The sequence below is a fragment of the Saccharopolyspora erythraea NRRL 2338 genome (genome assembly GCF_000062885.1).
Classification (GTDB): domain Bacteria; phylum Actinomycetota; class Actinomycetes; order Mycobacteriales; family Pseudonocardiaceae; genus Saccharopolyspora_D; species Saccharopolyspora_D erythraea.
The window spans coordinates 5,541,393-5,565,436 of the sequence record NC_009142.1 but is presented as its reverse complement, the minus strand read 5'-3'; the positions used below and the strand labels follow the sequence as shown (position 1 = coordinate 5,565,436).

General features: G+C 67.4%; 21 protein-coding genes and 3 pseudogenes. 13 read left to right on the top strand and 11 right to left on the bottom strand.

Going from position 1 to position 24,044, the window contains the following annotated elements; all coding sequences use genetic code 11:
• Positions 1 to 28: 28 nt before the first annotated feature.
• The 7 genes and pseudogenes from SACE_RS24160 to SACE_RS38580 all read left to right on the top strand — a co-directional run bounded on the left by SACE_RS24160 (position 29) and on the right by SACE_RS38580 (position 5,404).
• Complete coding sequence (locus tag SACE_RS24160) at positions 29 to 823, top strand: Mu transposase domain-containing protein (RefSeq protein ID WP_011874550.1); 795 nt, start codon at positions 29 to 31, stop codon at positions 821 to 823.
• A pseudogene (gene istB, locus SACE_RS24155) lies at positions 823 to 1,622 on the top strand (IS21-like element helper ATPase IstB). Before SACE_RS24160 ends, istB begins: the two are co-directional and overlap by 1 nt.
• Before the next feature lie 188 nt (positions 1,623 to 1,810).
• Complete coding sequence (ctaE, locus tag SACE_RS24150; protein WP_170108600.1) at positions 1,811 to 2,416, top strand: aa3-type cytochrome oxidase subunit III; 606 nt, start codon at positions 1,811 to 1,813, stop codon at positions 2,414 to 2,416.
• A gap of 704 nt (positions 2,417 to 3,120) precedes the next feature.
• Complete coding sequence (locus SACE_RS24145) at positions 3,121 to 3,549, top strand: STAS domain-containing protein (protein WP_009951051.1); 429 nt, start codon at positions 3,121 to 3,123, stop codon at positions 3,547 to 3,549.
• 691 nt (positions 3,550 to 4,240) lie between these two features.
• Positions 4,241 to 4,456, top strand: coding sequence for a hypothetical protein (locus tag SACE_RS24140; protein ID WP_009951052.1), 216 nt, complete (start codon positions 4,241 to 4,243; stop codon positions 4,454 to 4,456).
• A 414-nt stretch (positions 4,457 to 4,870) separates the two neighbouring features.
• Positions 4,871 to 5,005, top strand: a complete 135-nt coding sequence (locus SACE_RS39835) for a hypothetical protein (protein WP_011874546.1) — start codon at positions 4,871 to 4,873, stop codon at positions 5,003 to 5,005.
• Between the two features lie 126 nt (positions 5,006 to 5,131).
• Entirely contained in the window at positions 5,132 to 5,404 is a 273-nt protein-coding gene (locus SACE_RS38580; protein ID WP_009951055.1) for a hypothetical protein, read from the top strand.
• Between the two features lie 173 nt (positions 5,405 to 5,577).
• On the opposite strand, the gene SACE_RS24130 is transcribed toward SACE_RS38580, so the two are convergent.
• Both SACE_RS24130 and SACE_RS24125 read right to left on the bottom strand, forming a co-directional pair.
• Positions 5,578 to 6,801, bottom strand: coding sequence for an MFS transporter (locus SACE_RS24130; RefSeq protein ID WP_009951057.1), 1,224 nt, complete (start codon positions 6,799 to 6,801; stop codon positions 5,578 to 5,580).
• Positions 6,802 to 6,818: 17 nt separating this feature from the next.
• Positions 6,819 to 8,156 carry an FAD-dependent oxidoreductase gene (locus SACE_RS24125; RefSeq protein WP_009951058.1) on the bottom strand — a complete coding sequence of 446 codons (1,338 nt, stop codon included), beginning with the start codon at positions 8,154 to 8,156 and terminating at the stop codon, positions 6,819 to 6,821.
• A 99-nt stretch (positions 8,157 to 8,255) separates the two neighbouring features.
• On the opposite strand from SACE_RS24125, the gene SACE_RS24120 reads away from it, so the two are divergent.
• Complete coding sequence (locus tag SACE_RS24120; RefSeq protein WP_009951059.1) at positions 8,256 to 9,101, top strand: helix-turn-helix domain-containing GNAT family N-acetyltransferase; 846 nt, start codon at positions 8,256 to 8,258, stop codon at positions 9,099 to 9,101.
• Positions 9,102 to 9,641: 540 nt separating this feature from the next.
• Here SACE_RS24120 and SACE_RS36795 read toward each other — a convergent pair.
• Both SACE_RS36795 and SACE_RS24110 read right to left on the bottom strand, forming a co-directional pair.
• A pseudogene (locus SACE_RS36795) lies at positions 9,642 to 9,812 on the bottom strand (Tn3 family transposase); the annotation flags it as partial.
• A 39-nt stretch (positions 9,813 to 9,851) separates the two neighbouring features.
• On the bottom strand, positions 9,852 to 10,040 hold the full coding sequence (locus SACE_RS24110; RefSeq protein WP_021341895.1) for a hypothetical protein: 189 nt from the start codon (positions 10,038 to 10,040) through the stop codon (positions 9,852 to 9,854).
• Between the two features lie 1,082 nt (positions 10,041 to 11,122).
• Between SACE_RS24110 and SACE_RS39830 the strand changes: the two genes are divergently transcribed.
• A complete protein-coding gene (locus tag SACE_RS39830; protein WP_009951066.1) occupies positions 11,123 to 11,251 on the top strand; it encodes a hypothetical protein in 129 nt (42 codons plus the stop codon).
• Between the two features lie 129 nt (positions 11,252 to 11,380).
• The gene (locus SACE_RS24105) at positions 11,381 to 12,520 is read left to right on the top strand and encodes a YcaO-like family protein (protein ID WP_011874542.1); all 1,140 of its coding nucleotides are present in this window, start codon (positions 11,381 to 11,383) and stop codon (positions 12,518 to 12,520) included.
• Positions 12,521 to 12,582: 62 nt separating this feature from the next.
• Here the strand turns inward: SACE_RS24105 and SACE_RS40275 are convergent.
• Positions 12,583 to 12,846, bottom strand: a pseudogene (locus tag SACE_RS40275) (IS110 family transposase); the annotation flags it as partial.
• A gap of 410 nt (positions 12,847 to 13,256) precedes the next feature.
• Positions 13,257 to 14,156 carry an aminoglycoside phosphotransferase family protein gene (locus tag SACE_RS24100; protein ID WP_011874541.1) on the bottom strand — a complete coding sequence of 300 codons (900 nt, stop codon included), beginning with the start codon at positions 14,154 to 14,156 and terminating at the stop codon, positions 13,257 to 13,259.
• Positions 14,157 to 14,528: 372 nt separating this feature from the next.
• Between SACE_RS24100 and SACE_RS37895 the strand changes: the two genes are divergently transcribed.
• A complete protein-coding gene (locus SACE_RS37895; protein WP_143538206.1) occupies positions 14,529 to 14,801 on the top strand; it encodes a hypothetical protein in 273 nt (90 codons plus the stop codon).
• Between the two features lie 81 nt (positions 14,802 to 14,882).
• Here SACE_RS37895 and SACE_RS24095 read toward each other — a convergent pair whose 3' ends face one another.
• Positions 14,883 to 15,401: a ferritin gene (locus SACE_RS24095; protein WP_011874540.1), complete on the bottom strand. Its 519-nt coding sequence runs from the start codon at positions 15,399 to 15,401 to the stop codon at positions 14,883 to 14,885.
• Between the two features lie 168 nt (positions 15,402 to 15,569).
• Here SACE_RS24095 and SACE_RS36790 point away from each other — a divergent pair, with 168 nt between their 5' ends.
• A complete protein-coding gene (locus tag SACE_RS36790) occupies positions 15,570 to 16,106 on the top strand; it encodes a hemerythrin domain-containing protein (RefSeq protein WP_231849750.1) in 537 nt (178 codons plus the stop codon).
• A gap of 9 nt (positions 16,107 to 16,115) precedes the next feature.
• Here SACE_RS36790 and SACE_RS36785 read toward each other — a convergent pair.
• The 4 genes from SACE_RS36785 to SACE_RS24065 all read right to left on the bottom strand — a co-directional run bounded on the left by SACE_RS36785 (position 16,116) and on the right by SACE_RS24065 (position 22,711).
• A protein-coding gene (locus SACE_RS36785; protein ID WP_085982275.1) for an IS5 family transposase occupies positions 16,116 to 16,924 on the bottom strand; the annotation gives its coding sequence in 2 pieces (ribosomal slippage) (positions 16,116 to 16,585 and positions 16,585 to 16,924; 810 coding nt in all).
• Positions 16,925 to 17,449: 525 nt separating this feature from the next.
• Entirely contained in the window at positions 17,450 to 18,601 is a 1,152-nt protein-coding gene (locus SACE_RS24075; RefSeq protein WP_011874538.1) for an alkaline phosphatase PhoX, read from the bottom strand.
• Between the two features lie 324 nt (positions 18,602 to 18,925).
• A complete protein-coding gene (locus SACE_RS24070; protein WP_009950711.1) occupies positions 18,926 to 19,798 on the bottom strand; it encodes a glycerophosphodiester phosphodiesterase in 873 nt (290 codons plus the stop codon).
• A 594-nt stretch (positions 19,799 to 20,392) separates the two neighbouring features.
• Positions 20,393 to 22,711 carry an RICIN domain-containing protein gene (locus tag SACE_RS24065; RefSeq protein WP_162131623.1) on the bottom strand — a complete coding sequence of 773 codons (2,319 nt, stop codon included), beginning with the start codon at positions 22,709 to 22,711 and terminating at the stop codon, positions 20,393 to 20,395.
• An 868-nt stretch (positions 22,712 to 23,579) separates the two neighbouring features.
• On the opposite strand from SACE_RS24065, the gene SACE_RS24060 reads away from it, so the two are divergent.
• Positions 23,580 to 24,038 carry a hypothetical protein gene (locus tag SACE_RS24060; RefSeq protein ID WP_231849748.1) on the top strand — a complete coding sequence of 153 codons (459 nt, stop codon included), beginning with the start codon at positions 23,580 to 23,582 and terminating at the stop codon, positions 24,036 to 24,038.
• The last annotated feature ends 6 nt before the right edge of the window (positions 24,039 to 24,044 follow it).

The following is a 24,044-nucleotide window of genomic DNA, read 5'->3' as shown; positions in this document are numbered from 1 at the left end:
CCCGCGCCGGTATGCGGGGTATTCCCGTGTGATCACCGCGCGCATGCTCCCGTCCCGCCAAGGCCCGGATCTGCTGGCCGGGCACTGGGCGCTGCTGTCGGGCTGGGGGCGGGTGCCCAAGACGCTGGTGTGGGACAACGAGTCCGCGGTCGGGTTCCGCAAGGCCGGTCGGCCGGTGCTGACCGAAGCGATGAACGCCTTCCGCGGGACGCTCGGGATCGCGGTGATCCAATGCCGCCTCGGTGACCCGGAGGCCAAAGGGCTGGTGGAACGGGCCAACGGCTATCTGGAGACCTCGTTTCTGCCCGGCCGCCGGTTCACCTCACCGGCTGATTTCAACACCCAGCTGGCCGACTGGCTGGTTCGGGCCAACCAACGTCACCACCGCATCCTCGGGTGTCGGCCGGCCGACCGGTGGGAGCACGACCGGCAAGCCATGCTGGCCTTGCCGCCGGTGGCCCCAGTGACCGGATGGCGCGCGAGTATCCGGCTGCCGCGTGATCACTACGTGCGGTTGGGCGCCAACGACTACTCGGTGCACCCGTCGGCGATCGGTCACCGCGTCGAGATCACCGGCGATCTAGAGCACGTGGAAGTGTCCTGCCAAGGTGGCGGCCTGGTCGCCCGGCATCAGCGGTGCTGGGCGGCGCACCAGAGCATCACCGACCCCGACCACGCCACCGCCGCAGCCAGGCTGCGCCAGCAAGCCCGCCGGGCCAGCCTGCGCCCGGTCGACACACCCGTCGAGCACCGCGAGCTCGCCGACTACGACCGCGCACTCGGCCTCGACACCGACACCACCGATGACCAGGGGGTGGCGTGATGCCCGGCAAACCCACCACCAGTAGTCGCAACGTGGCTGCCGAGATCGCCTACCTCGCCCGGGCGTTGAAGGCACCGTCGCTGGCCGCAGCGGTCGAACGGCTGGCCGAACGGGCCCGGGCCGAGGACTGGTCCCACGAGGAGTTCCTGGCCGCCTGCCTGCAACGCGAGGTCGCCGCCCGCGAGTCCCACGGCGGCGAGGGCCGCATCCGCACCGCCCGGTTCCCGAGCAGGAAGTCGCTGGAGGAGTTCGATTTCGATCACCAACGCTCCCTCAAACGCGACACGATCACACATCTCGGAACACTGGACTTCATCGCGGGCAAGGAAAACGTGGTCTTCCTCGGGCCTCCCGGCACCGGCAAGACCCACCTGTCGATCGGACTCGGGATCCGGGCCTGCCAGGCCGGACACCGCGTCTCGTTTGCCACCGCCGCCGGGTGGGTAGCCCGGCTCGCCGAGGCCAGCCACGCCGGACGACTCCAGCAGGAACTGGTCAAACTCGGCCGGATCCCGCTACTGATCATCGCGAGGTCGGCTACATCCCGTTCGAAGCCGAAGCCGCGAACCTGTTCTTCCAGCTGGTCTCCTCCCGCTACGAGAGAGCCAGCCTCATCGTCACCAGCAACAAACCCTTCGGCCGCTGGGGCGAGGTCTTCGGCGACGACGTCGTCGCCGCCGCCATGATCGACCGCCTCGTCCACCACGCCGAAGTCATCTCACTGAAAGGAGACAGCTACCGCCTCAAAGACCGCCAAGACCTCGGCCGCGTGCCCGCGGCCACCAACACCAACGACTAAACATCAACAACCCAGAGGTGGGTCCAATTTCAGCCGCCCCAGCCGGGTCCACATTCGCCCGCCGTTGACAACGTGGCGCGTGACTGCCATGGGGGCTTCTCGCTCACGCCTGGACGTGCCCGACAACCCGCTCCGTGCCCACGGGTGCTCGAGGCTCCTGTTCGCCGTACCGGTCGCATACTTGCCGCATGTCTGCGGTGCCATCAGCTCCGATGGGTCCCAGGGTGCATTCGCTGAACCGTCCGAACATGGTCAGTGTGGGCACCATCGTGTGGCTGGCGAGCGAACTGATGTTCTTCGCGGGCCTGTTCGGCATGTTCCTCAGCGTCAAGGCCCAGACCGCGGGGCCGTGGCCACCGCCGCCCTCGGAGCTGAACCTCCCCTACGCGGTCCCCTTCACAGTGATCTTGGTGAGCTCGTCGTTTGCCTGCCAGTACGGGGTGTTCGCCGCCGAGCGCGGAGATGTCTACGGGTTGAGACGGTGGTACGTCCTCACGTTGATCATGGGGACGGTGTTCGTGCTGGGCCAGGCAGGCGAGTACTACTCGTTGATCTACGGGCACGCGACGACGATCGCCTCGTCGGCTTTCGGGACCGTCTTCTACATGACCACGGGCTTCCACGGTCTGCACGTCATCGGTGGCCTGGTCGCCTTCGTGTTCCTGCTCGTGCGGACACTGCTGAGCAAGTTCTCCCCAGCGCAGGCCATTGCCGCGATAGTCGTGTCCTACTACTGGCACTTCGTGGACATAGTCTGGATCGGCCTCTTCGCGATGATCTACCTGATTCCTTGAGCGCAGGGGCGTCATCGCGAGATCGCCTGCGGCCCGGTGTCAAGATGGCGTTGGTCGCCAGCGACAGGCTCTGCTGCTCGTGGTGACGCCGTCGCACGGTGCCTTCGTGGGCGAAGAACAGGTCGCCCGCAGCGAGCCGGTCAGCAGCTTGCCCGCGTCGGGACACGCTGCACGCCTCGCGACGGGAGCCGAGCCGGTGCAGGGTGATCCCGCCGAGGTCGCGGATGTGGAAGCACCTGAGCGTCCTGGATGGGGCTAGGCACGGACACCGGCCTCGAATGAGTCCTCGATCGTCTTCCGCCCCTACCCGTGACCCCAGGCCCAGTCCAGGACTCCAATCGCCCTGCAAGCGGCCCCGCCAGCTCAGAGCCGAACCGGCGGGGCCTTGGTCTCCTCCGCGTCCGGACGCGGAAGACACCCACTCTGGCTTTCCCGGACACGGCCGGTCCTGAACCACCCCAGAGCACCACGCCCGACTCGGGACGCCCGTGTGAGATCGCCGTGCGCAAGCGTGTGCGCTGCGGTGTGCTGGGGTGTACGGCGTTAGAGTGGTGGTTGGTTGAGCAAGCAGCCACGGATCACCACGCCGAGCGAGGTGCGGTGCCGACTGTTCTGCTCCCACCGGGTGACCGGGATCGGACCCCGGACGAGCTCAGAGCTTCGGCTGTTCCTCCTCGGGGTGGGCGAGTGAGGAGAACGAGATCATGACCACCTCACCCGAGCAAGCCGGAGACATCGATACCCTGGACGTGGCCGAGCGGGCCGGCCGGTTGAGCCTCCACGTGGACCACTACCGACCGCACACGGTTGTGCTCACCGCTCGCGGCCAGCTCGATGCCACGAACGTCGCGCGCTTCGCCGAGGTCCTGCGGTCCCGCCTGTTGACCGCCATACGGGCGATCGTGGTGGACCTGCAGGGCCTCACCTTCCTCGGGATCCCGGGCCTGGACGTGCTCGGCCAGGCCCACCTGCACGCCAGTACTCACGGCCAGCGCCTGTACTTGGTGGCCGACCACCCAGAGGTCCTGCGCGCCCTGCGGGTGGCCGGGCTGGCACACCTGGCCCAGCATTCCAGCGTGGAGACGGCCCTGGACGACGCTCCCGACCCTGCGAGGGGTGGGAGTCATGACTGACACCGCGGCCCGCTCACGCCTGGTCACCACTCACGTCGCCGACCACACCGAACCATGTCTGCGCTGTGGCAAGCCCACTGCGCAGCGTGCACTGGCGGTGACCGGCACCGGGCACACCTGCGTGGCACGCTCGCTGTGCGGTGAGTGCACCGGCCCCCATCACCGAGCCGCAGACAGCGAGAGCGACAACCCGAGCGCCGGAAATCTCGGGCGCTCGCGGTAAACGCTTGCCAACGCGCGCGCAATGAGGTCAGTCCTATCGTGCCCGCTACAGGCCAGACCGCGACCTTCCGCAGAGCGAACGCGCGGACGGGCCACGTCACGCGTTCGCCGGCAGCGGCGCCTCGTATCCACCTGACCGTCGTGAGCGGGGCGCCGCTGCTTCCGGGGCTGCGGTGTGCGTGGCTCGTGCGAACCGCACAACATCGGCGATGAAAGTCCCGTCTACCCAGGTCAGGTGCAAGACAGCACCGAGTCGGGCCAAACCCGAGATCTTGGGATCGAAAGCATCAGCCTCAGCAGGATCTCGAGCACAACGAAGCCCTCCTCGCCGGTGAGCACGCTCGGTTACACCTACGGCCGCCCCCAGTACACGCACCCGAGAGCGGGAGGCCGAACGGCCCTGGCCGCCCCCGGGTCGCTGGGTCACGCTCAGCACACGCGCACATGGACGATGGGTAAGGAGACCGTGGTGACCGAGCAACCGCCCCTGAACCCCCGTGAGGTGCGGGTCGCGTTGATGGTCGAAATCCTGCACACCTACCAGGCCCGCAACCTCGCCCGCGCCCGCAACGACACCGCCACCGCACGCCAAGCCCAGCACCACCTGGCCGTGCTGCTGGATCAGCTGGCCACCGCCCGCACCACCAACCCCGTCGGCGCCCACCGAGTCGACCGTCCCCGCTGACGCCCCCGGCTGCACGCGGGCGCCTGCTCCGTTCACCTCGCTGCGGATTGTGGCACCGGGTCAGCCCGCCAAGTGCATCACCATCGCGTCGCGGGGGCCTCGCGGACGGTGGCGAGCACGGGTCCGCTACGGGTCAGCGCCGACGCACCTCGTCGGCGCGGCCGGAGGCCAGACCACCACGGCGGGCGATCGTCGCGATGGTTCGATGGTCATGCGCCCCGGCCCCACGCCGCCACGGTGTCGTAGTCGCCCACCGCCATACTCATTGCCGTTCACTTGGCGGCGCCTCATGGTCGTCGAGCCCGTCAAGCACAAGCAAGCCGCCAGCGCCACCCACCGACCCACAGCGGGACCAGAGCCGCCGTTCGCTCCCCTCTCCTCAAGGCATGGCTGGCGCGCGGCGAGGTGCCGGTGGTGGCCGTGGTCGCGGTCGGTGGCGGTCTCGGCGCCGCCGCGCGATTGTCACTGAGCGAGGAGCTTCCGGTGGCGATCATGATCGTCGACGCCCCCGAGCTGTCCCGGCGTTCCTGCCGCAGCTGGAGGAGCTGACGGTTGAGGGCCTGTTGACCATGGAGAAAGTCGAAGGCCCGGCGTACGGCGAGTCACCGGTCACACTCCGGCGGGGAATCGCCACCGAGCTCGCAGACCCTCGCCGAGCTGTCCACCGTCACGGACATGACGTGGGTGACACGGCGCTCACCGCGGTTCATGCCCGATGACGTCGATGGCCGGGTGCTGGCCACCCGACGCGAAGCCGCCCGCCGCGCCGGGATCCCCGACACCGGCGGGCCCCGAGCCCAGGGCGACATCGTGATGGTGCCCAGCGTGCGCGAGGCCCGGGACCGCGGCGTGCTGCGGGCCGATCCGATGTTCGACCGGATCATCGAACACGGTGTCGCCTGGGAAGACGGCACCACGCTGGTGCACCGGCTTCAGCCCCCGGCTTGAGCACCTCGCACCGCTCGGGTTGGACCGGCGCGAGGGTGTGGTGGCCATCGAACAGACCCGCTCGGCGAGCGAGCCGCGCCTGCGCCTGCTCGGCTACGGGGACTGGACGGGCTGGGCTCGGCCACACTCGTCGGCACGGCCAAGGCGGCGGTGGCCGAGATCGCCGACCAGCTTCAGCAGCGCGAAGCCGGCTGACCCGCACGAGGGCGGGTGGCCAGGGCCAGCAGCGCCCCTGCCGCCGTCATCACGCCCAACACGACGAACAGCGCCGGGTAGCCGCCCAGGGCTTGTGCCAGTGCGGCGCCGCCCCAGGGCGCGAGGGCGATGGCGAGCATGAGTGGCGCGGACAGCAGCCCGGACAGGCGTCCGTAGGCGGCGGTGCCCCACCGGTCGGACACGGCGGTGGCCTGCAGCAGTGTGAACACGCCACGGGTCATGCCCACCAGCACCGCGGCGGCCACCAGCAGCAGCGGTGGGCTGGGGATGAGTCCGAGCAGCACGGTGGTCGCAGCGCAGGCCGCGAGGATGATCGCGGTGCGGCCGCGGGGACTGGTGTGGCGTTGCAGGGGCGCGTAGCCCAGGCGTCCGAGGACCTGGCCCAGACCGCCGAGCCCGAGGGCCCAGGCGGCCAGGTGGGTGTCGAGTCCGCGTTCGGTCAGCAGCGGGACCTGGTTGATCACGACCGCGTAGACGCCGAAGCCGCCGATGGCCATGGTCGCCAGCAGTGCCAGGAACGCGCGGCTGCGGGCGATCACGGCCGCGACACCGGGGCCCGAGACGTGGTCATGATGACCATCCTGGGGCCAGGGCAGGGTGAGGCTGGCGTGCAGCGGGATCGTGACGACACCGACCACCACGGCGAGCACGAGGTAGGTGGCACGCCAGTCCAGGTGCTGGTTCAGCATCGCGGTCAGCGGCGCGAACACGGTGCTGGCCAGCCCGGCCACGAGCGTGAGCGCGGTGAGGGCGCGAACGCGGTCGGGCCCGTACCAGCGGGTGAGCGCGGCGAACGCGGGCGGATAGAACGTGGCGGCCATCGCCAAGCCGGCGACCGCCCAGGCGAGCAGGAACAGCTCGTAGGTCGGGGCGTAGGCGATCCCGATGACCGTGGGCACGGCCAGGACGGACCCGGCGGTCATCACCGCGCGGGGCCCGCGGCGGTCCAGCCACCGCCCGACGGCGATGCCCGCGACGGCGGCGACGATCTGGCTGACCGAGAACGCCCCCGTCACCGCGGGCAGCGACCACCCGGTGTCGAGACTGATGCTCGGCGCGAGGACGGGGAAGGCGTAGTAGAGCACGCCCCAGCTGGTGATCTCGGTGATGCACAGGGCGGTCAACGCCCACTGCCGCCGCGCCTGCGGGGTCACGGGCGCGGAGACAGCGGTGTCGGTCATGCAGCCATCCTCGGGCATCAGCGCTCGCGGGACGCCGGAGCACTCAGGTCGACGAGCTCGGCCTGTGGGGAGCTGCAGCAGCCGCCACCCTGGTCGGCTTCGGGTTCGTCGAACAGCCCGGCGCCGCCGCACACGCCGGTCTCGGGCAGCACGAGCTCGACGCGTTCGGCGGCCTCGGTGTCTCCGGCGAGGGCGGCGGCCAGGCTGCGGACCTGCTCGTAGCCGGTCATCGCCAGGAACGTCGGCGCGCGGCCGTAGCTCTTCATCCCTGCCAGGAACACCCCTGGCTCGGGGTGGGCCAACTCCTTTGCGCCGTGCGGGTAGACGGTGCCGCAGGAGTGCACGTTGGGGTCGATCAACGGCGCCAGCTCGACCGGTGCTTGCAGCACCGGGTCCAGGCCGAGGCGGATCTCCGAGAGCCAGGACAGCTCGGGGCGGAACCCGGTGGCCACCACGATCTCGTCGACCGGTTCGGTCTTGGTGCCCTCGAACGAGGTCAGCACCAGCCGGTCGTCCCCGTCGGTCTCGACCGAGGCGGTGCGGAACCCGGTCACCGTGCGCACGTATCCGGCCTCGGCGGCCTGCTTGGCCCGCTGGCCGAGCGCGCCGCGCGCGGGCAGTTGGTCGGCTTCGCCGCCGCCGAAGACCGTCCCCGCCGTGCCGCGCCGCAGGATCCACACGATCTCGGTGCCGGGTTCGGTCTCGGCCAGCCGCGCCAGGCTCACCAGGGCGGTCAGCGCGGTGTGTCCGCTGCCGGCGATCGCGATGCGCTTACCCGCATACCGCGCCCGCTGCTGAGGATCGGTCAGGTCCGGGCCCCGGTAGGTGATCCGCTCCGACGCCGCGTGCTCGCCGAGCGCGGGCAGCCCGTCACCGCCCAGCGGGTTCGGCGATCCCCAGGTGCCGGAGGCGTCGATGACCGCCCGCGCGGTGATCCGCTCATCGCCGTCGGCGGTGGCCACGTGCACGGTCAACGGCTCGGCCTCGCGCCCGGCGTCGACCACCCGGTCCCGGCCGCGCCGCGCCACACCGCTCACCCGGGCGTTGAACCGCACCCGTGCGCCGAGTGCCGCGGCGAGGGGCTGCAGGTATCCAGCGACCCAGTCCGCGCCGGTGGGGTAGCCCGCCGGGTCCGGGCGCTGCCACCCGTGCTGGTCCAGCAAACGCGCGGCGGCAGGGTCGATGAGCTCCGACCACTGCGAGAACAGCCGGACATGGCCCCACTCGCGCACCGACGCGCCCGCCTGGCTGCCGGCTTCCAGCACCAGCGGGTCCAGGCCGCGTTCGGCGACGTGCGCCGCCGCCGCCAGTCCGACTGGCCCTGCCCCCACGATCACGATCGGCATCTCGTCCATGACCTCTACCTTTCCATCGATACTCTTCGATGAAGCTGAGGTGAATCTATCGACGTACATCGATTGACGCAACCATCGATGTGCATCGATACTGGGGACATGACGACGGCTCCCGAGACGCCCGACATGCGACTGCTGCCGGCCGAGGCCGCGGCGACCTACGCGGAATGGTTCTCCTGCCTGGCCGAACCCACGCGCGTGCGGCTCCTGCATGCTGTGGCCGCCGCGGGCTCGACCACGGTGGGGGCGTTGACCGAACAGCTGAGCATCAGCCAGTCCACCTGCTCGCACCACGTGCGCAAGCTCGCCGACGTCGGCTTCGTGGTGCTGTCGAAAGAGGGGACCACCACCCGGGTATCGGTCAACACCGCCTGCTGCACCGGACTCCCGCACGCCGCCGAGGCGGTCATGGGCATGCTCGACCGCCCCTGCTGCCCGACCGACCTGCCCGACGACGTCACCATCCGCCCCCTCGAAACAAGGGATTGGTCAGCGGTGCGCCGCATCTACGCCGAAGGCATCGCCACCGGCAACGCCACCTTCGACACCGAAGTCCCCGCCCGCAACACCCTGGAAGCCAGATGGCTCCCGGAACACCGCTGGGTCGCCGAGGTCGACGGTGAAGTCGCCGGCTGGGCCGCCATCACCCCGGTGTCCAACCGCGACTGCTACGCCGGAGTCGGCGATACCTCCGTCTACGTCGGCGACGGCTTCCGCGGCCGCGGCGTCGGCAAGACCCTGCTGCACAAGCAGGTCACCGAAGCCGACACCCACGGCCTGTGGACGCTGCAGACCTCGATCTTCCCCGAAAACCGCGCGAGCCTCGCCCTGCACTACTCCGCCGGATTCCGCACCGTCGGCCTGCGCGAACGCATCGCCGCCCACCACGGCACCTGGCGCGACACCGTCCTGCTCGAACGCCGCCGTGCCTGCGACACCTGCTGACCCCGGCCCGAACCTCACATTCCACCCGTCACCCGCCACAGGGGTCGACGGTCGATGAAGGGTGCCCAATGCACCACCACGCCGCCATCGATACGCACGACGGCGCCCTCGCGGGCAAGTGCACGGGCGTCGTCAACGACCTCGCCCACAAGCGCAGCGACGTTGTCGGCGTCGCCCTCTACCGAGGCGCTGCCTCGTAGGGCCCACTCCGCATCGACGGGCGAACTCGCGCAGGGACTCCGGTCCGGCGGGGACTGCCGGAGGTCGTGCACATGTGGCCGCCGGACCGCCTGGAGTCCTTTTTCGGCGTGCCGCACGAGAATTCCGGTGCGCTGGCCGTATCGCGGCCGAAGGACCCGACTCGGTGGCCGCCCTGGTGCTGGAGCCGGTCATCCACCTGCGCGCGATGGCGGCGCGGCCCGCCGACTACCTGCCGAAGGCGAGCGTGCCCACGCGCCCCTTTGCATGGGCACGCTCGTATCGGCTTCTCATCGGTCTCCTCCTCCGTGGCCAGCACACTGTCGCGGCACACACAGCTCATTAGGGGATGCGCTCAATGTAGCGCCGGCGCAGTTCGCCGCGCTGGCCGTGGAAGATCCGCCGCGCCAGCGCCTGGCGGCCCTCCTGGAGGTTGACCTGGGCCCTGATGTCCCGGCGGTAGCCGGTGTCGTCGACCAAGCGCAGCACGTGCAGGGTCTTGTGGATCCGCCCAGCGTCGCCGCGCGCCGGGAATCGCCGTGGCGGCGCAGGTCATGCTGGACTCTCCAGACGGTGCGCGCAGTCGGTGAGGTGGCGGCGTTCGGGGGCGCTCGTGGTGCGGCGGGCGGCCTCGCGATAGGCGCGTGCGGCGGCCTCCTGTTCGCCCAGCAGCTCCAGCAGGTGGGCGCGGGTGGCGAGCAGCCGGTGGTGACGGGCCAGGTGCGTCGACTTTTCTTTCATACCGCCTTCGAGCAGCCGGAACGCCTGTGCAGCGTGAAGGATCAACCTGTCTCGCTGTTCGTCAGACCACCCGCCCGGAGGTGAGCCCGGACGATCGAGCGACCGTCCGAAGCCATTCGGCGGAAAAGGCCTGGTGCGGCGAGGTCGAGCATATCCCGCAGAGCCGCCGTCGCCAGCGCGACCGCCCACACCACGGTGCGCGCCCCGACTGCAGAGCGCGGCCATACCTGAGGAGCTGGGCCCAGGATCACCTCTTCTGCCGCCGTTCGGCGGCGTTGGCAGTCATACCGCCGCGGCGGCTTCGGCGAGTCGTGCCGTGAGTTCGTCTGCGTTCGGGGTCCAGGTGCCGCGCTGGACGTCGAGGCCGTCGAGGCGGCGGTGGATACCGTCCTTGGAGGGGCGAGTCAGCGCACAGGCCAGTCGTTGTGGCAGCAACTGCTCCGGTGACCTGCTGGCTGGGTAGGCTTCCTGATCAGGAGATCTTGTGGCGGGGTGGTCGCGCCGGTGTTCACCGACGAGGAGCACGAGGCATTGCGGCGCCACGCGATCGGCCAGGAGACGCCGGCCAGGGTCGGGCCGTGAAGTGCGGCCAGTCGACCAAGTCGGGTGCACCGTGCGGGCAGGCTCGTGGACGGCGGGACTGTTCATCGCATCTGGCTTCAGATGCCACCTCAGCGCACGGGATCGCGCTGCACTCGGTCCTGAGCATGACCGCTGGCGACATCTGGTCGATCATGCCGCCACCGAACAGTCCAGCCGGCGGCCCGCGTGTTGGTCGTGGCCGGTGCGCAACGATCTCGGTCGGTGTGGGGCCTGCGGGAGTCACGCTGGTGACCTGGTGCTCGACCACGATCACGTCACCGGCGGGGAGCGCGGCTTTGCGAGTTGGAGCGGTTGATCGACGGGGCGGGTCTGACGCTGTTCCCGGTGGGCATCGAGAACACCGACAGGATGCCATTGCTCCGATCAGGTGTGTCTGCGTCCCAGGTGTGGTGCGCTTGTGGATCTTGTACCTACCGTGGCCGGGCGGCGCATCCACGGCCGCGTTCAAATGCCCACCGAAATCATGGAGGGATGCTGTTATGGGTTCTGCTGTCAGCGATATGGCGGTAGCGCAGCAGCCGGAAGGCACGCTGCTGACGGCCACCGAGGCGGCGCTCGCCGCCGAGTTGGAGACGGACACGACGAACTTGGCACCCGAGGACGCGTAAGCGGTGCCGTCCGGTGGGGAGCTCGGCGGCGCTTGCCGGCTCTGGCCGTCTGGGGCGCCGTCAAGCTCCCCACCGGCCCTCGGCGGTGGGGAGCCGGCGACCGCGGCCATCGAGCAGGCTGCCCTGAGCTTGGGTCTGCGGCCGCGCTGGCGACTGTGGGCGGGTCCCGTATCGCTGGCGGAATGTGATCTGCTCGACGAGGCCGGAGCTCCCGCTTCGGGGGCCCGTGGCCTCGGCAAGGGGCGAGACCAGGCCGAAGCCCGCCTTTATGCACTGGCCGAGGCACTGGAGCGGTTCCTCACGGGTCCGACGAGCCTGGACAGTGCGGCCGTGCGTTTCATCGCCGCCGAAGAGCTCGCCGACGGCGTGCTGGCCGAAGAAGCGAGCGCGCCACTGCTCAGGCAGCTCACCGGCAGCGAAATCGCGTGCTATGCATACCAGGCAGTTCACGCCGGCCAAGAGGGCGCGACAATCCCGCTCTACCTGGGTGCCCCCTGGTATGCGGGTCAGGACGGACACGTCTACCGGGACCGCGTCGGCGACCGCGCCGATTACCAGGGGCTGTCCCGTTACTCCGTCCAGTCCGGTTATGGCCTCGCACCTACCCAGGACGAGGCCACTGTTCATGCCTTACTGGAGACGGTGGAACGTGACGCTTGCTCACTTCTGACTGTCCGCACCTTCATGTCGGGTCGACAGCCCACCGTCATCGACCCGCACACCCTGCCGGAAGACCTCGCCCTGCTTCATACCCGGGCCCAGCGTGAACTCGACGCCACCGTCCATCTCATCAACGCCACAACCGACCTGGATATCCCCACCGTCCTCGCCTACTGCACCCCCGGTGACGGAACCCCCTATCGCCGCGGCCAAGCTGCCGCGCTCGCCACACGCGACGCCGTCACCGCCGCGATCACCGAGCTCCTCGAATCCCAACTGCCCCATACAGCGCCCCCGCCCACTGCTCTGACTCCGCTGAAGCCCTATCCGGCATTGCACCGCTGCGCCCGCTTCGACTTCACCGACGCCTTGCAACGCGCGCACACCACAGCGTTCTTCGACCGCCCCTCACCCGAAGCCCCTCGTGCGCAATTGGACGAACTTCTCGCCCGTCTGGCCGCGGCAGGGTTCACCGCCTACCGCCGTCACGTGGCTGTACTGCCAGGCGAGGTGAGCGCTGTGCACACCGTGGTGCCAGGCTTGGAACGGTTTTTCGCCGTCGTCAAAGGGGCGCTCGTTCTTCCTGGCCCCCGCGGCCGAACGTGCTGACACTCGGCGATGACTCGAAACTCCACTCGCTCACGCGCTCTCCCCTTCGGTCGCTGTGGCCGCTCAGCTGTTGCGGCGATTTCGGCATCAACCGCGTCGGTCTTGCCGGCACGCCGGCGGGTCTGCCGGTTCGACCGGACGACCTCAATAGCCTTCAGACCCTGCGTCCGCAGGTGGCGGGCCAAGCCGACGCCGTAGGAGCCGGCGCCTTCCAAACCGAAGCAGCACAGCACGCCGAACCCAGTCACCCAAGACACGAGCTGGTCGCGGCCGGCCGTGGTTGCCGGAACCGTCGTAGTGCCCAGCAGACGCCCGAACTGGTCCAGCGTGCCGCGACACGAATCTCGGAGTGTCGTCTCCCACCGTCACGACAACGTCGGCATCCTGCACAGCAGCGGGCACGTGTCGCAGCTCGATGACCTTCCGGCCCGGCACGACCGGCCGCGACGGAGGGCAGAACTACAGTGCGATCACTCGGGTTCCGATCAGGCCACATCCCCGCCACCGGCCGCGCCGGTGGCGCCCACCCGATCGGTCGGCGTATCGCTTACGAGGCACCACAGGCCCCTTGGATTTCGGGGCAGACCGGGCGGGCGAGCGCCGGAGATCATCTTGCCTGTAGTTGGATTTTAGGCCCCCGCTACCGGAAGGCCGTCTCCGGCAGAGATCAAAGCAGCCAACGCCGCCACTGGCCAGGCCCCAAGCGGACGCGACGGCCCCTCGGCATCAGCGCCACTCAGTCCTTTCCCAACACCACGCGGATCACGTGCCGGGCGTTGTGCGCCATCGCCGGGTTTGTCTTCCGGTAGTACGGCAGCGCGACCAGCGCCTGCGAGAGCGTCCGGGCCCTGCCGCGGGTCCAGGTCGCGTCGTCCACGCCCAGCGCCTCCCGAAACACCTCCCGTGCATCGGCTGGCAGCAGGTTCCACGCCGGGAACAGATCGCAGGCCGGATCGCCCACCCCCATACACCCGAAGTCGATCACCGAGGTGAGCCTGCCACTGTCCACCAGCAGATTGCCCGGCATCAGATCGGCGTGCAGCCACACCGGCGGACCGTCCCAGCCCGGGACACGCAGCGCCTCCTCCCATACGGCGGCCGCAGCATCGCAGTCGACGCCCTCCTGCGGGATCTCACGCAATTCCTCGATGGCGGCCCGGGTCGACGTATCGAGCGAGGCGAGCGGCCCACCGCGGTGGGCCTCCGGCGCGCCCGGCAGGGTGATGCTCCGCATCGCCGCTACGAACTCGGCCAGATCCTTGGCCAGCAGCACGGGCTCGCTCAGCGCCTCCGTCTCGGGGTTCTGCCCCGCCAGCCACCGGTACACCGACCAGGGCCACGGATACCCCTCGGCGGGACTGCCTGCTCCGAGCACTTCCGGGATGGCCGTGGGTAGATGGGGCGCGACGAGGGGCAGCCATTCCTGCTCCATCGCTACGTCTTCGGCTCCGCCTTTCACCAGCGGCAGCCGCACGACCATGCCGTCGCCCAGCCGATACATGGCGTTGACCGTGCCGCCGGAGGGATAGCGCTCCACCGGCAGCCCCGCCCACTGCGGGAACTGCTCGGCGATCAGCCGCCGTACGAGACCGTCGTCGATGGGGTGCCAGCTGGGATGCACCTGCCCTGTGCTCATGGAGCACCATCCGATCGCCAGACGCCACGAGACGTCAAACGCTTTCCGGCTAGCACTACACCTACTCGTGCCGCCCAGGGCGGAGAACCCGCCAGCACGAATACGCGCCATCCGCGGATCGGGCTTCCCACCGCCACCGGTTCCGGCTGGTGGCTGAGGGAGACGGTCGTCGCCGCGTCGTGCACGGCGCTGGGCAAGAGTACCGAGGCAGACCGGGTTATCGGCGAGACCAAGACGAAGATCGCCGATGTCCGCAACGCTACCCGAGGCAGGCCGGCAAGACGTTCTCCCTGTCCATGGGACTTCGCCTAGCCAGGTGTTCACCCTGGTCCCCCGCAGGACTTCGCGGTCAAGCAGATCGAACAGCTCGGTATGAAGGTCTCACCTTCACTGGTCGGCACCCAGCAGGTCAACGGGACGCCGACCGGCATGCTCGGAGCCGAAGAACTGGACAAGCTCAACGCTGACCTCGCCATCACAGCCTTCGCCAACCCAGCAGCCCGGCAGGGCGTCGAAGCCAACTCGCCCGGCGCCCCTTGCCCGCCCTGCGCAACGGCGCCTACGCAAGGCAAAGTTCCTCGTCCTATCGGGACACCCTTCCAAGCGGTGGCACTGATCCAATCCACATCGCATATGCGCGATTGACTGCGGGGCTGGTCCCGGCCGGGCAATCGGGACCAGACCCCGCAGTCAATCGTCAAATTCGATGCCGACGTCCTTGTGGGTTCAGCTCCTGGCGAGGTCTTCCCTGGCGAGGAACGTCTCAACGTCGAACATGTTGCCCTGCGAGCGGTCGATGACGTTGAGCAAGCTGGACATGCGCGAGGCAGCCTCCACCTGCTCGTGCAGGAACCACAGCAGGAACTGCTCGGCGAGGTAGTCGCCCTCCTCCCGCGCAGTCTGCGACAGGGTGGTGAACTCCCCGGTGACCTCGGCCTCATGTTCCACGGCGAGTGCGACCAGCTCGCGCGGGTCGCCGAAGTCGTTGCGGACGGTCGGCACGGCCGGGATCTCTACGGCGATGTTGTTGTCCATCATGTACCGGACGATCTTCATCGCGTGATCGCGCTTCGCGCTCGCCCGACTGTAGAAGTAGGCCGCCAGACGAGGCAGGTCACGCTGGTCGAACCACACCGCCATCGCCAGGTACTGCTGCGAGGAGGTGAACTCGTTGCCCACCTGGTCTTCCAGCAAGTTCTGCGCACGGGAAGTGCGGGGTTCGATCCTCTTCACAACGCTGGTCATGGACGGAAACTAGTACCCGCGCACCGGTATGCGCCAATTCTTCCGGAATTTCAATCCTATCGAGCGACAAGCACCAAGGAAAGGCAAACCTTAATTATGCAAGCGAACCCTCAGTTCATACCCTTCCTTTTCGTCAGCATAGCGCATTCAGCGGAAGATACTGCCCGTTTGCCCCTCGCGCTGCAGGATATCTTGGTCGAGCATGAACGGATGCCTGTTACCGATGTTGTCGAACTCATCCTGGCCGATCATCGGACGTTCGAAAGGCTGTTCCGCGAGTTACGTGACAGCCTGGGCGATCGCGCCGAGCACCAGCGCGAGCTGTCCGGCCTGCTGGTCGCCCACGCCGTGGCCGAGGAGCGCGAGGTGTACCCGGCGCTGCGCCGGTATCTGGACGATTCGGTGATCGAACACGGCTCCGAAGAACACCTCGATGGGCACCAGGCTCTACTGGATCTGCTGGAGAGCCCCGAAGTCGGCTCTGCCCACTGGCGGGCTCGGCTCGACCACCTCGAAGAAACAATCGCCCACCACCTCGACGAGGAGGAACAGGCGATCCTGCACCAGGCCACGCGAAGCGTACCCGAGCCAGTCCGCACCGACCTCGGTCGGGCGTTCGTGCGCATACGAGAACGCGAACTCACCGCGGACTGCGGCAGTCCCGACCGGGTGCGAGAACCCGTCCGCGCTCTCGCCCGCGACTAACAACTCGTTTCAGAATGAGGTTGGTAGTTGGCGGTAGCAGATCAGGACGCATCCGAGCCGGAGGAGCCCGAGGTGGATGTCGGCGCGGCGTTCGTAGCGGGTGCGGAGGCGTTTGTACTGGTGCAGCCAGGCAAACGTGCGTTCCACGACCCGGCGGACCTTACCGAGACCGGAGCCGTGTCCGGTGTTGCGGCGTGCGATACGCGGAATGATTCCTCGTTCGCGCAGGGCTTTCCGGTGATGTTCGTAGTCGTAGGCGCGGTCGCCATAGAGCCAGCGAGGCCGTTGCCAAGGCCGACCGCGCTTACCACGGATCGTGGGCAGAGCCTCGACCAGCGGGATGAGTTGGGTGCTGTCGTGGCGGTTGCCGCCGGTGACCGTCACTGCCAGTGGGATACCGCCGGCGTCGGTGATCACATGGTGTTTGGTGCCGGTGCGAGCCCGATCGACGGGCGAGGGGCCCGTCGCCGCCCCCCTTTGAGCGCCCGCACATGCGATCCGTCGACCACCACAGTGTTCAGGTCGAGCCGATCCAAAGCCCGAAGCTGGTCCAGCAGCAGCTCGTGCACCGCGTTGAACACCCCGGCCTCGCTCCAGTCCCGCAACCGCCGCCAGCACGTCACTCCGGAACATCCCGCCACCTCGTGCGGTAGTTCCCGCCAGGTGATCCCGGTCTTGAGCACGAACACGATCCCGGCCAGAGCGGCCCGATCGTCGACCGGCAACCGGCCCGGGTACCGGCTCCGGCGAGGCGGACGCGCCGGGAGCAACGGCTGCACCCGAGACCACAACTGATCTGGCACCAACTCCTCGATCACACCATGACCATGCACCGAGTCGATCAACCATCGCTATCAGACACGCCCATTATTTTGAAACGAGTTGTAAGACGCCAGCGGAAGTCGTGGCCTGGATTCAAGCGCCCCTGGGATGCCCTGTGTTTGGTGCTCGCTGCGCAGGGAGCCCGAGGGCGTCCATCCGCTGCTTGTCGCAGCAAAGAACCTTCGACTATCCGATATGGACGATTACTGGTTCGCCCGCCTGCCGGCTTGTCGATCCGAGTCGGCAACTCCTGGGCGTGTCACCAACTGCTGACTGCGCGCTGTACAGAGCCGACCACGGTCGCGAAGGAGTCACCGGCGGTAAGCAGGGCGAGGTCCGCTCGCGTGTCGACATGCCCAACACATGCGGTAATCCGAGCAGAAAGGTAATCCGAGCAGAAAGTGGGTGCCGACCGGCCTCAGCCCAGGGGCGGGTCGCCACCCACCTTGAAAGCGCCAGGAACCGTGCTCTCATAGGAGCACACCGCTATGCGCTCTTATCCAGTAATCTTCGAGGCGTCGTCAGAGTGCGGTGCGGAAGGGGCCTGCGACTTCGTAGGTGATGCCGCCGCTGCTGGAACCGCTGGTGCCGCGCTGGGAGGAGAAGTACAGGCGGTTGCCGGCGGGGTTGAACGCGACGCCGCACAGTTCGGAGGCCGACTGGCCGGTGACGCGCAGGAACGGCGCGATGACGTCGTCGGGGGTGATGATGCAGATCTCCATGTTGCCGCCGTCTTCGGCGACGTAAAGGTCGCCGACGGCCGCGCCGGTGATGTTGTCGACACCGGTCAGCGGCGGGTTGCTGGTGAGATTGTCGTCGTAGGCAACGTGCAGCTGGTTGGCGGCGGCGTCGTAGGCCCAGACTCGGTTGTCGCCCTTGGTGGTGAAGTAGCAGATGCCGTTGCGGTAGTAGGCGCCCTCGCCCCCGTTGAAGATCTTGGCTCCCGCGACCTGGTCGCGAGTGGGTGTGGAACTGCCGTCGGGGTCTGGCACCGTGACCCAGGACAACGTGGTTCCGCTCTCGACGAGGACCTGCAGGGTGCCCGACGACAGATCGCCCCAGATGGTGGGGACGAAGCGGTAGAAGCAGCCGTCAGTGGTGTCCTCGGTCTGGTAGATGACCTTGCGATCGGGGTCGCAGGCGACCGCTTCGTGCTTGAAACGACCCATTGCGTCGCGCCGCACGGGCGCCTTGGCACCCCACGGGTCGGTCTCGAAGTTGTAGCCGAAGTCGGTTTCCTCGCAGGAGACCCAGGTGTTCCACGGCGTGGGGCCGCCGGAACAGTTGCGCGTAGTGCCGGACAGGATGGAGTAGGCGCCGGTGATGGTGGCGTTGGCATCGAACCGGATGGCGCTGACGCCACCGGCACCGGTGCCCATCTCGGCGTTGGACACGTAGATCCACCCGGTGCCGTCGGCGAAGCAAGCGCCGCCGTCGGGCGCGCTGTGCCAGGTGAATCCCGTGCCGGCGACCTGCTGGGTGGAGCGAGCGATCACGCGGCTGGCGAATCCCGCAGGCAGCTCGATGCCGTTGGCATCAGCGGCCTGCAGAGCACCATAGGGGCTGGGGCCGGTCTTGGCGGGGTAGGCGATGGATTCCCGGGTGACGCTGAATCCCAGGGTCGCCACGGTGCTGCCGATCACCGCGGCGCGGAGGAAATCCCGACGTTCCACGACGTTCTCCCTTTCCAGGAGCTGGAACATGATGACCTGCGGGGGTGCGCAGGCATCAGGCAATCTAGAAGGGCGCATGGTCTCGGATCAGTGCTGGAACCGTGAACTCTGCACGACTGACGAGTGACCAGGAACGGCTGGCTCACCATCGACCGGTCCTGGCCGCTGCGCCAAATCGATCTGGCGATGACACCACTTCCGTTGCGATGAACGACATCGGCGATCGCAAACGCACCGGAAGCTTGCGGCAAGGTTCCATAACGGCTCAGTGCCCACCCCGCAGTGGGATGGGCACCGAGCCACCTTGCCCGGACTCAGGCGGAATCAAGCGCCTGCACGATGCGGAGCCAGGTTGTGGATCTCCTCGTACAGCACGTCAGGACGATCGCTGATGATCCCGTCCACACCGCGGTCGATCAGCGTGCGCATCAGGACCGGATCGTTGACCGTGTACGGGTTGATCCGCATTCCCCGCGCATGAACAGCGCCAATGTAGTCGGGTGTCGCCGCCGAGTGATGCGGGTTGACCTGATTGGAATACGTGGCCACGTCCGCGAGCTGCTCCGCCGTCGGAGCCCCGAGCACGCCGACCTGCACCTGCGGCAGCAGGCCGTGGAAATGGCGGATGAAGTCCCAGTTGAAGCTCTGCACCACCAGGTGCCGCGCCGTCGGGTCGGGTTGCACCCACCACGGGCGCTGCTTGAGCTCGTCGGCGATGCGTTCGGCAATCCCCGGGTACAGTTCGGGGGCCTTCGCCTCCAGCAGCAGCCCGGACTGGGAGCGTTCCAGCACGTCCAGCACCTCGGTCAGGGTCGGGACGAGCTCGCCTGTGTATCGGGGATCCTTCCAGGAACCACCGTCGAGAGTGCGGACCTCGTCGAGGGTGAAGTCCGAGACCCGCCACGGCGCGCGGGCGGGGAACTTCTGCTCGACGTCCGTAGTACGCGCCAGGGTGGTGTCGTGGATGACGACCAACTGGTGGTCCTTAGTCTGCTGGACGTCGATCTCGACCAGATCTGCCTTCATCTCCACGCCCAGCCGCACCGCGGCCAAGGTGTTCTCGGGTGCGTACGCGGACGCTCCGCGGTGCGCGATGTTTGCCACCGTGGCCTGAGCGACGGTCTCCGCGGTCGCGGCCGGTCCTACGACCGTCGACACCACGAGAGCGGCTGCGGCTACCGCGATGCGGTGCAGCATGTGATCTCCTCGTCAGATTTGTCCGAAACGACGAGAGAAGACTGCGCAGCGGTGGTAGCTCGAACCTGATCGTCGGTGGGCCGGGCGATGTCTCCGCGGTGAACCCTCCGGACCCATTCGAGACAACATCGATCAGCTGGGCGCTGTGGTCGTGTCCTGGGCTGGTGTTCGGGGTGATTCCCGTGCGCCGGCACCGAACTCGGCGACGTAGTCGGGGCCCCGCGCCCGCGGAGATGGCTCCTCCACAATCACGGCGCGGCCGCTGCTGTGGCTGCCGGCTCCGCGGTCGCGGGGATGGCTCTGACGCCCGCAACGCCGTCGTGGCGCAGTCCTCGTCGGCCCGCGTTCGCGGGGATGGCTTCCTGACCGAGGTGCTCGACCTGTTCACTGCCCAGTCGGCCCCGCCTACGTGGGGATGGCTCCAGGAACTGAGTACCCCGAACCACACAGAACGGCGCGCCATTGGAAGTTACGGCGGAAGGATTCGACTTTGTTCTTCCGCTGCCACCAAGTTCATTCCAACCGGACGACGTAGCCATCTTTCCCCTCGACTCTCGTGACCTTCCAGCACGAGAAGTCGTCTATACGAGCGCTTCACAGCCTGAATCGTTGGTTGTCTCCTCCGTGCCATGCCCGTTGGGTCACGAGCGCGCCATTGGCGGTCGACGAGTTCTGGACCTCCAGGACCTTGCCACTGTGGACTGCCACGATTCGGTGGTAGCCATCGCCGAGTGGCTGGAGGCGGAATCGTTGGTGACTGCCACCATGCCACGGAAATTGTACGACAGTAGCACCATCGTCGGTGGACGCGTTAAGCACATCGAGAACGCGGCCATTGCTCTCCACAACGATTCGATAGGTGCCGACGTCCCCGAGTGGCTCGAGTCGGAAGCGTTGGTTGTTGCCGCCGTGCCAGTCCCACTGGGTAAGTCGCGCCCTGTCCGTCATGAGATTGCCTTCGATGTCCAGAGCCCGTCCGCTGTGCTTGGCCGTGATCCGTGCGCCGAGCAATCGGAATGCCTGGTTGGCACCCCCGTGTGCTGACATCTGAACTATTTGGGCGCCGTTGGCGGTAGCCGCGTCCTTGACGCTGAGGGCTTTTCCGCTGTGGGAGGCAACGATCCGAACACGTCCGTCGGTAGTTGGCTCGATCCGGAACCGCTGCTCGTTGCCGCCATACCAGTCCCACTGGACAACATTCGAACCATCGCCGATGGACCCATTAGCGATGGTGAGTACCTTCCCGCTATGCTCGGCGACCAGACGGTACTGGGTGTTCGGGAGTGCATAATTACCGAGTGGCTCTGCGCGGAAGAGCTGATTATTGCCTCCGTGGTGATCCCACTGGGTAAGCAGAGCGCCATTCACGGTAGACCCGTCCTTGACGTCGAGCACCTTTCCGCTGTGGCCCACGAATATCGGCACACCACGCATGTGGAAGCGTTGGTTGGCGCCACCGTGCCACGACCATTGCACGATCTCCCCGCCGTCGGCGGTAGACGCGTTGTGTACGTCGAGGGCCTTGCCGCTGTGTTTGGCGACGAGGCGAACTTCGCCGTTTCCCAGCGGCTCGAGCCGGAACCGCTGGTTGTCACCGCCGTGCCACGACCAGGCGACGATCCTGGCGCCGTCGGCGGTCGAGCCCGCGTCGACGTCGAGGACCTTGCCGTTCATATGATTGGCGATCCGGTAGTAACCGTCACCGAGAGGGTCGAAGCGGAAACGCTGGTAGATGCCATCGTCCCAGGCCTGCTGGGTAATCCGGGTACCGTTGGAGCCCGGGGGTTTGACATGCAGCGCCTTGCCGCTGTGCTTGGAGATGAGCGCTGTGCCGAGGGCCCATGGCGATGTCCATCCCAGGTGAGACGCAGTGTATTCACAGGTCGCCCAGGTGTTTTTTCGCATCAAACAGGCGACGCCGCCGCCGGGGACGCAGCCCCCGTCGAAATTGTCGTTGGGCGTCCGCCAGTACCCATGAATACCTCCGCATTTCTCATTGCTGCCCTCCCGGTACTCGTCCGGACAGCCGAAGATATGACCGGTCTCATGGGCGAACACCCGGTCGATATTGCTGGGCCCCCAATCGCCATTGTTGTAATCCATCACGACACGTGGGCCGCCAGGGACGCCAGCGTACGCGAAGTGCCAGAGAGGATACTTGGTAAAGAAGACGCAGTAAGCCCACTCGGTGCCGAGGCGACGGCGCAAGGCCTGAACGTAATCGTGTACGCCGTTCCAGTTCCCCTGGTGGCCGAGAGCGGCAACCGCCGGATCCCGCCATCGCGCCTCACGCTCATCGCCGCGAAGGTCGATGAGAAACCTTTGGTTGTCGCCACCGAGCCAGTCCCATTGCTGGAGCCTCGCGCCGTCGGCAGTCGAGATCCCCTCGACGTCGAGGACCTTTCCGCTGTGCTTCGCGGTGATCCTCATATCTCCGTTCCCTTGGTCCTCCACGCGGAACCTCTGGTTGTCGCCGCCGTGCCATGACCTTTGGGTCAGGAGCGCGCCATTAGCGGTGGACGCATCCTTGACATCGAGGACCTTGTTGCTCTGCTCGGCAACAAACCGGACATAGCCATCCCCGACCGGTTCCATGCTGAAGTGCTGATTGTGCCCGCCATCGTCATCACTTTGGACAATCTGGGCGCCATCAGTGATCGAGGAATCTTTAACCTCGAGGACCTTCTTGCTGTGTTTGGCTTTGAGACCTACGAGCGGTAAGGGGTCCGCAGTAACGCTGACGGCTTTTATCTCGTGCGAGAACGTCAGAGGTGCTCCGGGGCTCTGCGTTGCCAGCCAAGTCAGGCCATTCTGAACCTCCGCCACGACCTCAGCCATCTCGGTAAGTGTGAACTTCGTTGCAGCGGTCGGTCCATCGACGATCACGAGGCCGACGCCCACGGTGCCGGCCAAGCGTCCAGACGTTGCCGACGGGGGAAAGATGACCGCCCTGCTGTCTTCGCGAAGCTCCGGGAGCCCCAGGACCGCAGCACGGTCCGCTGCTGACGGCCCGGGCGGCGCCTCCACGGCTGTGCCAGCCCCGTCTTCGTGCCCCAGCGCCGTCGGGCCTTCCAGTCCCTCTGCGTCCCAGGGCTGTCCTTCTCGCGGGCGGCTGGCCTTGCGGTCGGCGTACTCGTCGGAGCTTCGCATCGCCAAGGCGTTCAAGCCCAATCGACCAGTCTCATCCAGGTCGTCATGGTCCATGGTCGAAACAGCGGGAGCGGCACCGGTTACGCCGCCATTCGGTAACAGCGCTATTCGGTCGGGCTCCTCCGCCCGCTCCTCCGGGTCTAGAACAACCGCGACGCGAGGTCCGTAACGGTGCAAGACTCGGGGTGTCTCACCCTCTTGCGCTTCGTCGCTCTCGTCGGGCGGCATGAGCTGGGGAGGAAGGTCCACACCCATGGGCCCCACGACGATTGACTCGGATACAGGGATGTCACCAGCCATGATGCAACCATTCCCTCCGTGAGATCTTGGCGAAGTAGTGTCGAAGTAGCGCCGTCAGCAGAGGTCAAACTGCCAGGGTGAACAGGGAACCGTCGGCACACACGACTGATGTCCTCCGGTGCGCTTTCCCGGACTCGATCCAGGCACGGTGGCACGGGCGCAGCTAGTGCTGGTACTGCTCCCGCAAAGCCGAGCGGCACTTAGGTGCCCAGCGTGGGAAGTTTCGATGACTCAGCCATTTCGAACCCCAAAGTCCACTAGACGACACAACCAGCCTCAGGGTGCTCCCCCGCGCATCACAACGGACAAAAGGCCCATATCCCTGGCTGGGGTGTCCGACCAGCCACGACAACCCCCGAGGCGTTTCATCTCGGCGTTCGTGTACCTGTCCTGTGGCTCTCAGCAACGAATCGGGTATCAGACTGCCTTGCTCTTCCCCGGGATCGAGACCGTGGTGGGAGATGCGAGGCCCGCTCGCTTCCGGTCTTCTCCCCTCGAGCAGATCAACGCCCGGCTCCGCCGAGCCGAACAGACCACCGCCGGCACCCCCGACCGGGACACCTACCTCAACGTCGTCCCGTTCGACGACCAGTTCCACCTCTCCGGCACACCCGCCACTCGATTCACCCTCACCGAAGACACCACATCCCGGCTCCGCACCGACTCGTGGTGCCAGTGCGCGCGCCGCAAGAACACCGCCCGATTCGAGCGATGGAACGACACCACCCTCGAAGAGTGCGGCGTCGTCCACGCCGCGCGACGCTGCCGCCGCCTGGTGCGCATCGACTGATCGCCG

Coding starts and splice junctions, on each gene's coding strand:
- SACE_RS24130 (WP_009951057.1), bottom strand. CDS start 6,801: ATGACCGACACCGCTGTCTCCGCGCCCGTGACCCCGCAGGCGCGGCGG.
- SACE_RS24070 (WP_009950711.1), bottom strand. CDS start 19,798: ATGCTGCACCGCATCGCGGTAGCCGCAGCCGCTCTCGTGGTGTCGACG.
- SACE_RS24120 (WP_009951059.1), top strand. CDS start 8,256: ATGACGACGGCTCCCGAGACGCCCGACATGCGACTGCTGCCGGCCGAG.
- SACE_RS39830 (WP_009951066.1), top strand. CDS start 11,123: ATGGGTTCTGCTGTCAGCGATATGGCGGTAGCGCAGCAGCCGGAAGGC.
- ctaE (WP_170108600.1), top strand. CDS start 1,811: ATGTCTGCGGTGCCATCAGCTCCGATGGGTCCCAGGGTGCATTCGCTG.
- SACE_RS24110 (WP_021341895.1), bottom strand. CDS start 10,040: ATGAAAGAAAAGTCGACGCACCTGGCCCGTCACCACCGGCTGCTCGCC.
- SACE_RS24125 (WP_009951058.1), bottom strand. CDS start 8,156: ATGGACGAGATGCCGATCGTGATCGTGGGGGCAGGGCCAGTCGGACTG.
- SACE_RS38580 (WP_009951055.1), top strand. CDS start 5,132: ATGACGTGGGTGACACGGCGCTCACCGCGGTTCATGCCCGATGACGTC.
- SACE_RS24100 (WP_011874541.1), bottom strand. CDS start 14,156: ATGAGCACAGGGCAGGTGCATCCCAGCTGGCACCCCATCGACGACGGT.
- SACE_RS24145 (WP_009951051.1), top strand. CDS start 3,121: ATGACCACCTCACCCGAGCAAGCCGGAGACATCGATACCCTGGACGTG.
- SACE_RS24095 (WP_011874540.1), bottom strand. CDS start 15,401: ATGACCAGCGTTGTGAAGAGGATCGAACCCCGCACTTCCCGTGCGCAG.
- SACE_RS37895 (WP_143538206.1), top strand. CDS start 14,529: ATGAAGGTCTCACCTTCACTGGTCGGCACCCAGCAGGTCAACGGGACG.